At 29.9% G+C, this 11,386-nt stretch carries 11 protein-coding genes; 7 read left to right on the forward strand and 4 right to left on the reverse strand.

Translation table 11 applies throughout. From position 1 onward, the window contains the following. On the reverse strand, nucleotides 1–370 hold a 370-nt coding region (locus AADI82_RS10130), incomplete at its 3' end, for a hypothetical protein (RefSeq protein ID WP_341216327.1). Between the two features lie 26 nt (nucleotides 371–396). Further along, nucleotides 397–1,893, reverse strand: a complete 1,497-nt coding sequence (locus AADI82_RS10135; protein WP_341216328.1) for a hypothetical protein — start codon at nucleotides 1,891–1,893, stop codon at nucleotides 397–399. 150 nt (nucleotides 1,894–2,043) lie between these two features. On the opposite strand from AADI82_RS10135, the gene yiaA reads away from it, so the two are divergent. The 7 genes from yiaA (at nucleotide 2,044) to AADI82_RS10170 (ending at nucleotide 7,865) form a co-directional block, all read left to right on the forward strand. Continuing rightward, on the forward strand, nucleotides 2,044–2,526 hold the full coding sequence (gene yiaA, locus AADI82_RS10140; RefSeq protein ID WP_034041219.1) for an inner membrane protein YiaA: 483 nt from the start codon (nucleotides 2,044–2,046) through the stop codon (nucleotides 2,524–2,526). A gap of 110 nt (nucleotides 2,527–2,636) precedes the next feature. Continuing rightward, entirely contained in the window at nucleotides 2,637–3,323 is a 687-nt protein-coding gene (locus tag AADI82_RS10145) for a CPBP family intramembrane glutamic endopeptidase (RefSeq protein WP_341216329.1), read from the forward strand. 321 nt (nucleotides 3,324–3,644) lie between these two features. Beyond that, nucleotides 3,645–4,925, forward strand: a complete 1,281-nt coding sequence (locus AADI82_RS10150) for a DUF2157 domain-containing protein (RefSeq protein WP_341216330.1) — start codon at nucleotides 3,645–3,647, stop codon at nucleotides 4,923–4,925. After that, nucleotides 4,925–5,572: a DUF2459 domain-containing protein gene (locus AADI82_RS10155; RefSeq protein ID WP_341216331.1), complete on the forward strand. Its 648-nt coding sequence runs from the start codon at nucleotides 4,925–4,927 to the stop codon at nucleotides 5,570–5,572. Before AADI82_RS10150 ends, AADI82_RS10155 begins: the two co-directional genes overlap by 1 nt. Nucleotides 5,573–5,590: 18 nt before the next feature. Continuing rightward, the gene (locus AADI82_RS10160) at nucleotides 5,591–6,169 is read left to right on the forward strand and encodes a GDYXXLXY domain-containing protein (RefSeq protein ID WP_341216332.1); all 579 of its coding nucleotides are present in this window, start codon (nucleotides 5,591–5,593) and stop codon (nucleotides 6,167–6,169) included. Nucleotides 6,170–6,205: 36 nt separating this feature from the next. Beyond that, nucleotides 6,206–7,084 carry an alpha/beta fold hydrolase gene (locus tag AADI82_RS10165; RefSeq protein ID WP_341216333.1) on the forward strand — a complete coding sequence of 293 codons (879 nt, stop codon included), beginning with the start codon at nucleotides 6,206–6,208 and terminating at the stop codon, nucleotides 7,082–7,084. Beyond that, nucleotides 7,044–7,865 carry an alpha/beta fold hydrolase gene (locus AADI82_RS10170; RefSeq protein ID WP_341216334.1) on the forward strand — a complete coding sequence of 274 codons (822 nt, stop codon included), beginning with the start codon at nucleotides 7,044–7,046 and terminating at the stop codon, nucleotides 7,863–7,865. Before AADI82_RS10165 ends, AADI82_RS10170 begins: the two co-directional genes overlap by 41 nt. Nucleotides 7,866–7,870: 5 nt before the next feature. Here the strand turns inward: AADI82_RS10170 and AADI82_RS10175 are convergent, their stop codons facing one another. Both AADI82_RS10175 and lysS read right to left on the reverse strand, forming a co-directional pair. Continuing rightward, the gene (locus AADI82_RS10175) at nucleotides 7,871–9,175 is read right to left on the reverse strand and encodes an amidohydrolase family protein (protein ID WP_341216335.1); all 1,305 of its coding nucleotides are present in this window, start codon (nucleotides 9,173–9,175) and stop codon (nucleotides 7,871–7,873) included. 437 nt (nucleotides 9,176–9,612) lie between these two features. Then, nucleotides 9,613–11,304: a lysine--tRNA ligase gene (lysS, locus tag AADI82_RS10180; protein ID WP_341216336.1), complete on the reverse strand. Its 1,692-nt coding sequence runs from the start codon at nucleotides 11,302–11,304 to the stop codon at nucleotides 9,613–9,615. Nucleotides 11,305–11,386: the final 82 nt, after the last annotated feature.

The following is an 11,386-nucleotide window of genomic DNA, read 5'->3' on the forward strand; positions in this document are numbered from 1 at the left end:
CTTTTATAACAGCATCAATAACGATATTCATATAATCCGCTGGTGTGGTTTCGTGGTCTACAAAAGTGAAGTTACGAGCATACCAAATCACCTCACTTAATGCTTTGCGTACTTCAGGGTTTCTTGGTAAATAGGTTTCAACAAAAGGATGAAAATTGTTACCGCTATTATAATTTATGCCAAAAGTTGTGTTTTTTGAAGGCTTTATTTTAAAGTTTTGGTGAATACGCGAACTAAATATCCCGAAATGATGTGTTGTTAAAATATTAGGATTGTCAATGCCATTTTTTATAGATAAACTGTCTGTTTGTTGAGCGTATAGAGAAGGTAATCCAATAAAAGAAAAGACAATTAATAGTGTTTTTATCATATGTAAAACCTGTAAGCAAGCAGGTTTTACAATTCAATCAAATTTAAAGTTGTGTAGTAAAGGGGCTGGTTTTCCATTTTGCTTTTTAACCAAGCATAAAAGCTTATAACAAATATATCTTCTCTGTCTTTACTAATCCATTCAAAAGCATTTTCAACTTTGTTTTTAAAAGCTACAGAGGTTATTATTTCGGGGTTTTTATAGCAATCTTCGGCTAAAGATAAAAAAATCAGAGCACGATGCTGATTAATTTCTTTTAAATAATTAGTATAATTTCGTTTAAAGCTTAATAACCTAGAATCTACTAAATCAATATTTTTCAGTTCAATATGCAATAAGATTTCCATTAAATGTTTTTTAATCACCCATTCTTTGCCTGCTTTTTCAGTATACCATTTATCGGTATGATAGAATTTTGAAAATAGCCGAAACGCAGTTTTAAAATCATTTTTTTGAAAATAAAACATAATTAAACTTAAACGAATATCTATCAAAGTCTCAACATCTGGATGTTTAATTTTTACAAGAGCACTTAGCAGATTTATAGCTTTCTCTTGATTGTTGGTGTAGTTTAAATTAAGGCTGATAAGTAGGTTGTATTTTAGCCTAAAAGTGTTGTAATACTTTTTTCGTTTCTGCTTCATATAATGATGCATTAAGTTTAAATAGTTCTGGGAATCTTTAAATTTTTTATTCCTAAATAAAGTATTGGCAATTAAATATAGAATTTGAATATGGTAATACAATTGCTTTTCTCGGTCTTTATACTCAATTATAGATTTATAAGTGTTGATTAAAAAAGGTTCAATTTTTAAATAATCATTAGTTACAAAGGCCGAAAAACTATTTATAGCTATTAGTTGATAAAGTGATTTAAACGACATAGATTCACTAAAACTTATATTGTGCTCTTTTAAGGTTGCGGTTAGAACGGTTTCAAAATCTACAACATGACCCTTATATATATTGTTATGAAGTGTTTGTCTGATTTTTGCATAAACAATATTGAGCTGATCTTCTAACTGATGCCTTTTTTGATTGCTTTTAAATTTTGAAATAAGTTGATTAATATCTATTGAAGGATGTGCATAAGCATATTGAATTTTAGTGTGATAAATTTCGTTTAATAACGGAAATAAATGATGCTCTACAGCTAATATTTCGGCTTTATCTAAAATTTTGTAAGCCACTTTGTGTTGTTTGTTTTGCAAGCAAGTACGTGCTGCCAATATGTACTTAATAATTTGCATATCAACAGCTTTTTCTTCTTGTAAACTTGTATTAGCAATAAAATCGATTATTGATTGGTATAAACGTTTTCTTAAAGCATGATATGCACCTTTACTTTGGTTTCCGTAGAGTTTAAAACACAGTTCGTTCGAGTTTAAATCGTCATGCAGTAAATACTTGAACAATTGAACATTTTTAGTATCATTACGTTTGTTCTTTTTTTCTAAATAATTTGTAAAACGCTGTTGGTCTTCATTAGAAAAGGTAGAAATAATAGTGTTTAAATCATTCATTTAATCGTCATTAAAACATTTTAAATATCAATAAATATAGTAATTTTATGATTAATTATAAATAATATATCGTCAGTTTTATTTAAAAATAGTATTTCACAGATTCTTTAAGTTTCACAGTTTTGCCTTGTAATCATTAAAACAAAAATTATGAATTATGAAACAACGGTGTCTTTAGATGATAAGTCTAAAAAACCAGAAATTAAAAAAGAAGTTAAAATTTTCGATCAAAAACCTACTGCGGCATTCATTGGGGCTTCCTGGACAGCTCTTTTAATAGGAATGACATCTTATTGCATAGGTTTGTGGAATTCTGATATGTTACTTAACGAAAAAGGTTATTATTTTACTATTCTACTTTTTGGATTGTTTTCAGTTATCTCAGTGCAAAAGGCTGTAAGAGATAAGTTAGAAGATATTCCGGTTACCGAAATTTATTATAGTATTAGTTGGTTTACAACAGTTACTTCAATTGTGCTTTTAGTAATTGGACTTTGGAATGCCGATTTATTACTGAGTGAAAAAGGGTTTTACGGCATGTCTTTTCTGTTGAGTTTATTCTCAGCTATTGCCGTGCAAAAAAACACCAGAGATGTACAATATATCGATAGGTCTATTGATGACGATAAATAGTAATTACCGCAAAAAATCAAAACAAAAACACAAAGGGTTGTTTTGATGATGGTTAGTTAACCCTAAACCTCGTGGTTTTTGGCTGCGAGGTTTTAAAAATCTATTTTAAAATGAAGCCAAAACTCACGAAAGATTTATTAGAATTTTCTGAAAAAAAATTGATTTCAGATAAAATAAGAATACTTGAAATTGTCGCCGTAATATTTACTGCCATAGGAAAATTTGTTTTTATGGATTTTCTTGATTTTAGATTACCATTTGTTGTTCTTGTTATCGTAGCATGGAGTATTTATGTTATTTATAGATATAAACAAGAAGAAAATATTTTAAAATATTGGGGGTTTAGAACGGATAATTTTAAAAAGACTGTCAAGTTAATGTTACCTTTTGCAATAATCTCGATAATTTTATTTATAGTTATTGGGTTTTATCAAAATACAATTAATTTAACATGGCATCTTTTACCCCTTTTAATTACATATCCTATTTGGGGAAGTATCCAACAGTTTATAACTATTGCTTTAATAGCTGGAAACTTAAATGATTTTAATAAAAGGAAATTGAATAAATTTTCAATTATATTTATAACAGCTTTCTTGTTTTCTATAGTTCATTTTCCTTCAATATGGTTAATGATAGGCACATTTTTATTAGCCTTATTTTATGGATATATCTATTTAAAAATGAAAAATATTTATGCCATGGGAATTTTTCACGGGTGGTTAGGTGCTATATTTTATTATACCGTAGTTAACAGAGATCCTTTTCAAGAAGTATTTTTAAATTTTTTAAGCTAGAACATGAACTCAAAATTTACAGATAAAAGTATTCTATACATAAGCGTTTTTACGTCTGTATTTTTACTTTTTATTTATCTTAATTCTACTGTTTTTAAAATGAATTTTGTGCTAATAGGTGTTTTTCAAGAAATGCTTACAATTCCAAGTCTTTTAATTCAACCTGTAATATTGTTTTTATCTTTAAGAAAGTTTATCAGAATAAAATTTAATGTAAAATCGTATGCATTTTGTGTGTCAATTTTATCTTTAATTACCATGATATTAACTTGGGGTAGTATTATTTTATCTAGATTAAATTAGATTTTAAAAAAATTAATTATGAATACAAAAATTCAAAATGATATAAAAGAGCTTGTTGAAGCGCAAGTCATTTCAAACCAAGTTGCTACCAACATCGAGAATTATTATAAATCTAAAAAGATCGATACTCCAAACCGGTTATTTACAGTTTTTGCAGTATTAGGCTCAACATTAGTTGGTCTCGGTATTATTTTAATTTTGGCACACAATTGGGATAATTTTTCTAGAAGTATAAAAACAGGTTTTGCTTTTGCACCATTAATTATTGGGCAATTTATTGTAGGCTATTCTATTTTAAAAAATAAGAGTGCAACATGGAAAGAAGCATCAGGCGTATTTTTATTTTTCGCAGTTGGCGCAAGTATGGCTTTAATAAGTCAGATTTATAATATTCCAGGAAATTTTAGTAGTTATATACTAATTTGGGTTTTGCTATGCGCACCGCTAATTTATCTTTTAAAATCAAATGCATTGGCAATTTTGCATATAGTTTTTGCAATAAACTACGCTTGTGCTTTTGGGTATTTTGATGACAACAAAACTCCGTGGATGTATATATTGCTATTAGCTGTTTTATTACCGCACTACTATCAATTATTAAAGCAAAAACCATTGCATAATATCACGTCTATTTTTAATTGGCTTTTGCCTTTAAGTGTCATTGTTGTGTTGGGAACTTTTATAGATAAAAGTGGAGAATTTGGGTTTTTAATGTATGTTATTTTATTCGGATTACTATATAATATTGGGAAGTTGCCTTTTTTCGATAATCAAAAATTAAGACGAAATGGCTATCTAATTTTAGGCTCCTTAGGCACAATTTACATGTTATTATTAACAAGTTTTGAATGGTTGTGGCAAGATATTTTACGACACGATATTGTATTTGGTACTCAAGAGTTTTATGTGTCAATAGCGCTTTTTTTAATAACATTAGGTGTTATAGTTTATTCATATTCAAAAAAATGGATTCAAAATTTCAACCTATTTCAATACGTATTTATCATTTTTACAGTCATCTTTTTTGTAGGAATGTCTGGTAACTTCATTTCAATACTATTAATTAATTTACTCATTCTAGCTTTAGGAATCATTGCCATAAAAATTGGTGCAGATAAATTTCATTTTGGTATTTTAAATTACGGATTACTAATAATAACAGCGCTTATTGTATGTCGTTTTTTCGATACGAATATGAGTTTTGTAGTTAGAGGTTTACTATTTGTAAGTGTTGGCGTTGGCTTCTTTTTTACCAATTATATGATGTTGAAAAGACAAAAGAAAACAAAGATTAAATAATGAAATTCTTAAAGAAAATATTAAAACTAATTTTAGGAGTTTTGGCAATTCCTGTAATTTATCTTTTGATTTCATTAGTGTTAACATCAATTACAGTAAATGAAAGTGAAGCAAGTTTAAACGCAGAAAAGACAATATATCTAAGTACAAACGGCGTTCATTTAGATATTGTAATTCCTGTAAGTGATGTTGACGATGCCTTAAAGAAAGGGCTTAAAATGAAAGGTGAAAAATATTTGTCCTTTGGTTGGGGAGACGAAAATTTTTATTTGAATACACCAACATGGAATGATTTAACCTTTAAAACTGCTTTTAGTGCCATGTTTTTAAAAGGCAACTCATTGATTCATTTAACAAGATATTTAGGTAAAAATCCAAAATGGACGGTTGTTAGTCTGAATGAAAAGCAACTATCAAAACTCAACATGTATATTTTAAATGCTTTTGAATTTGATAAAGACAGAAATAAAATAATCTTGGAAAATAAAGGCTATGCTTTTAATGACGATTTTTATAAAGCTAAAGGCAGCTATTCTATTATAAAAACCTGTAACTCTTGGGTGAATTCAGCACTCAAAACAAGTGATTTAAAAAGCTGCTATTGGACACCTTTTGATTTTGGGATTATTAATAAATATAAAGATTGAAAAAAAATACAAAAACAGATGAAAACAATACACATATTCATACTATTTATAGCTGTCGCAGTTGCTCAATTATTCGTGCCAGCACAAATGATTTTTAACCAAGAATCAATTATAACAAACGGTACAGCTTATAAATTTAAAACACAACCTGTAGATCCTAGCGACCCATATAGAGGTAAATACATTAACTTGAATTACGAGCAAAATTCTTTTATAACAACGGATACAGTTTGGGATAGAAAGGATAAAGTTTATGTTTATTTAGAGACTGATAGTTTAGGTTTTGCAAAAGTGAACGCGGTTAGTAAAACACTTGTAAATTTAGATAAAGATTTTTTTATTGCTGAGGTTGTTTGGTATAATAAAAAAGATCAGAAACTAAACTTTAATTTACCATTTAATCGGTATTATATGGAAGAAACCAAAGCTTATGATGCCGAGGTTGCCGTAAGAAATAATCAACGTGATTCTATTAAAAATAACACCTATGCTTTAGTGTATATTAAAAATGGTGAAGTGGTTTTAAGTGACGTTGTTATAAGCGGTATTTCAATTAAAGAATATGTTGAGAAAGACATTGAAAAAACAATAGATTGATTTATTGTATATTAGTAATCTAACGTGTTTTTTAATATGCCATATTGGTTACATACCCTTATAATTGTATTGATAGTTTACATTGCAATAAGTATTGCTTTGTACTATTTGCAAGATTATATGCTGTTTAAACCAGAAAAATTACCAAAAGATTTTCAGTTTAATTATGAGAATCAAGATTTCGAAGAACATAATCTTGAAACGAGAGATGGTGCTATTATAAACGGTATTCTTTTTAAACCTAAAGGAGAATCAAAAGGCATTGTTTTATACCTAAAAGGAAACTCAAAAAGCATAAAAGGTTGGGGCAAATTTGCAGTCGATTTTACACGACACAATTACAATGTGCTTATGGTAGATTATCGTGGTTTTGGAAAAAGCACAGGCAGACGTTCGCAAAAAGCCATTAAGCGCGATTTACAAGAAGTGTATAATAAAATAAAAGAGCACACAACCGAAGATAGGGTTATACTTTATGGCCGCTCACTAGGTTCTGGTTTTGCAGCAAAATTAGCCTCAATGAATAACCCAAAAATGCTCATTTTAGATGCGCCATATTATAGTTTAACAAAGGTTACAGCGAGTTATGCACCTTTTATGCCGTTAAGTATTTTAATAAAATATCCATTGCCAACGTATAAATGGTTAAAATATGTACAATGCCCAATCCACATTATTCATGGAACCAATGATAATTTAATTCCTTATAAAACCAGTGTAAAATTATCACAAGTCAACCCAAAACTTACTAAGCTACATTCAGTAATTGGTGGCGGACATAAAAACTTAAATAATTTTGAATCTTACCATAAAATGATTCACGACATACTTAACCAAAAACCCCACGACATCGATTTATCAACTACAAGTATTCATGTTAAACACACTTCAAAACCCACTAAAACAAAAGCTTAAAAAAGGCGTTTTATTTCTTTTAAGCATCTACATTATGGTTGGCTCTTTATTATATTTTTTGCAAGAAAAAATGTTGTTTTTTCCAACGGTTTTAGAGCAAGATTACGTGTTTGAATTTTCGAAACCTTTTGAAGAATTATTTTTAAAAACAGAAGAAGATGCTGTTATAAATGCCATTCATTTTAAAGTAGAAAACCCTAAAGGGGTGATATTATATTTTCATGGAAATGCAGGTGATTTATCACGTTGGGGATTGATAGCTGAATATTTTGTTGAAAAACAATATGATGTGCTTATAATGGATTACAGAACCTATGGGAAAAGTACAGGTAAGTTAAGTGAAGATGCACTTTACAAGGATGCTCAGTATTGCTATGATTATTTAAAAGAACGATATAAAGAAAATGAAATTACGCTTTACGGAAGATCTTTAGGTACAGGAATAGCCACGTATTTAGCATCAAAAAACAAACCAAATCAACTTATTTTAGAAACACCGTATTATAGTATTACAGACGTGGCGCAATCCAGATTTCCTATGTTTCCTGTTGAAAAATTATTAAAATATAAATTTCCAACGCATCAATATATTCAGCAAGTAAGTTGCCCGATTACCATATTTCAAGGAACAGACGATGGGGTTGTGCCTTATGCTTCAGCTGAAAAACTTTTAAAATTAAATATTGAAAACTTGAATTTTATTACTATTGAAGGTGGAGGTCATAATAATTTGATTGAGTTTGAAGATTATCATTCAAAAGTAAAAAAAATACTTCTGTAGATATTCTATTTTTTAAAGACTTTCCCTTCTTTCATAACAAAACCAACATTCAGTAATGATGAAATATTGGTTAACGGATTTTTATCAACAGCAATAATATCTGCAATTTTTCCCGTAGTAATTGTTCCTAATTTATCAGACATTCCTAATAATTCTGAAGCCGTAATAGTAGCCGATTTTATAGCTTCATTTTCATCCATTCCGTATTTAACCATAAGTTCAAATTCTCTGGCATTAGTTCCATGAACACTCACACCAGAATCCGTCCCGAAAGCTATTTTTACGCTTCCTTTCAAAGCTCTTTTAAAAGATGCTTCAACAACAGGACCAACCTGACGAATTTTATCTGCAATAGCAGGTGGGATATTTTTGTTAACTTTTAACTCCTCAGTAACCGAAACACCAGCCAATAAAGTTGGGACTAAATATGCGCCAGTTTTATTAAATAATGTTACAGATTCATCGTTTAAATATGATCCATGCTCAATAGAATTAACACCAGCTTTTAAAGCGGCATTAATACCATCTGCTTCATGGGCATGAGCCGCTACTTTTCTGCCTAAACTATTTGCAGTTTCTACAATAGCTTTTAATTCATCATCGGTAAGTTGTTGCCCAACTCCCGCAGCAGTATTGCTTAAAACACCTCCTGTTGCAGTAATTTTAATAACATCAGCACCTTGTTTTACGAGTTCTCTAACGGCTCTTCGGCAATCATCAGCACCATCGCAAACGCCTACACGTTTTTCAAAAGCATTTAAAATTTCAGGTCTATATCCATGAGCGTCTCCATGTCCTCCAGTTGCAGATACTGCACCAGTGGCAGCAATAATTCTAGGGCCATTAATATCACCTCTTGTTATTGATCGTTTAATGGAATTTATAAGTTGATAATCTGCACCTAAGTTTCTAACGGTTGTAAATCCTGCCATAAGTGTTTTGTTTAGAAACGGAATGGTTCTGAAAGCTAAATCTTCATCATTAAGTGTTGTCCATTCATGTGGATTACTATTTGGATTTCGTTCTTGTGTAATGTGTGTATGTAAATCGATAAATCCAGGAAGGACAAACTTATTTTTTAAATTGATAATGGTTACAGTTGAATCTGATAACTTTAAATCTGATGCGTTAATAAAACCATCTTTAACATCTTTTATAATGCCATCTTTAACAATAATACTTTTGTTAGTTTCAGCTTTATTTCCAGGGTTTGCTAATAATGTTCCAGCATGAATAATGGTTGTGTTTTGGGCATTAATAAATAAAGAAAAGTAAAGCGATAAAATCAGAAATAGAGATATTGGTTTCATTCAATATATTGGTTTAGTTTTGAAAAAATTAGAAACAGATAATTTTACTAAAGATAGTTTTTTTTAAGTTATACAATAAAATAAAATAAATTCACGTTCATTATGAACTTTCGAGCAAATACAAGTAAAATACTATAAGAGTTTTGGGTTGAAAAGAACCTTTAGTTAAGTAAAAACCTTCTTTTAAAGTCTTAAAATTTTAACAAGTCTTTTCTTATTTCTTAAATAAAATATAAATTATTATCTATAAGCGTTAAACATTTCTAAATATGTATTAATTATTTAGATGTTTACCGTCTATTTGCATAGAACTTATTCTATAAGTAGTTTTATAATATAGGTTTAAAAGGTTAGTTAAGTTTAGTTGGTAAAAAAGCCAGTAATTTTACATAAAATTACTGGCTTTTAGTTTTATTAAAACCTTTTAGAGCTTAGTGTTAAACTATTTTAACAAACAAACTCTCATCCGTTTTTTCAACTTTAGCAAGCTTGTTTTTAGTGAGCTCTTTAATGGTTTTATCCCATTTTTTATTTGATAAACTAGACTTTGCTTTTAAGTCGTTTAATTCTAGTTTTTCAGCTTTTTTAAGTATTTCTAAAACAGCTTTTCCCTCATCACTTAAAGCAATAGCTTTTTTCTCTGGTCGCATTTGCGGAAAGAATAAAACCTCTTGTATCGATTGATTATTGGTTAAAAACATAATTAATCTATCCATACCAATGCCCATACCCGATGTTGGAGGCATGCCATATTCTAGAGCACGTAAAAAGTCATAATCTATAAACTCGGTAGCTTCATCATCACCTTTAGCGGCTAGTTTTAATTGGTGCTCAAAACGTTCGCGTTGGTCTATAGGGTCGTTTAATTCAGAATACGCATTGGCAATTTCTTTACCACAAACCATCAGTTCAAAACGTTCTGTTAATTCTGGGTTATCACGATGCTCTTTACACAACGGGCTCATCTCTTTCGGGTAATCTGTTATAAACGTAGGTTGTATATAATTACCTTCACATTTTTCGCCAAAAATTTCATCAATAAGTTTGCCTTTACCCATGGTATTATCAACTTCAACACCTAAATCTTTGGCAGCTTGTCTAATTTCATCTTCGCTTTTACCAGTAATATCAAATCCTGTAAAATGCTTTATAGAATCTGCCATAGTTACTCTGGCATAAGGCGCTTTAAAATCTATTTCGTGTTCACCAAAAGTTGCTTTTGTTGTACCGTTAACAGCAATAGCACAATGTTCTAATAAACGCTCACAAAAATTCATCATCCAGTTATAATCTTTATAAGCAACGTAAATTTCCATGGCAGTAAACTCTGGATTATGGGTTCTATCCATACCCTCGTTTCTAAAATTTTTAGAAAACTCGTAAACACCATCAAAACCACCAACAATTAATCGTTTTAAATACAATTCGTTAGCAATTCGCATGTATAAAGGCACATCTAAAGCGTTGTGATGTGTAATAAATGGGCGCGCCGCAGCACCACCAGGAATAGGTTGTAAAACAGGTGTTTCAACCTCAAAATAACCAGCGTCGTTAAAAAAACCACGCATAGCGTTAAACAATTTTGTACGCTTAACAAATACATTTTTCACATGTGGATTTACTACTAAATCTGCATAACGTTGTCTATAACGTTGTTCAGGGTCAGTAAACGCATCATATATTTTTCCGTCTTTTTCTTTTGGTAATGGTAATGGTTTTAAAGCCTTACTTAAAAGTGTAAAATCTTTTACACGAACCGATTTTTCACCAACTTTCGTTATAAACAATTCACCTTCAATTCCAACAAAATCTCCAAAATCTAATAGCTTTTTAAAGACATCATTGTATTTGGTTTTGTCATCGCCAGTACAAATTTCGTCACGATTAAAATATACTTGTACTTTACCTTCAGCATCTTGTAACTGCGCAAAACTTGCTTTTCCTTGTACTTTTATTAGCATTAATCTTCCAGCAATAATTACTTTTTTACCTTCCTCAAATTCGGTTTTCACCTGTTTTGAAGTGTGGTTTACTGGATATAAATCCGCTGGATACGGATTAATGCCTAATTCGCGTAATTTTACTAACTTTTCTCTTCGTACAAGTTCTTGCTCTGATAATTGCGACATATTATAAATGCTGTGTGTAAATTTTAATGCGCAAAGATACTATTAAAACCGCTCTTTTAAAATTAATTTTTTGAGCGTTACC

The organism is uncultured Wocania sp. (genome assembly GCF_964021735.1).
Taxonomy (GTDB): Bacteria; Bacteroidota; Bacteroidia; order Flavobacteriales; family Flavobacteriaceae; genus Wocania_A.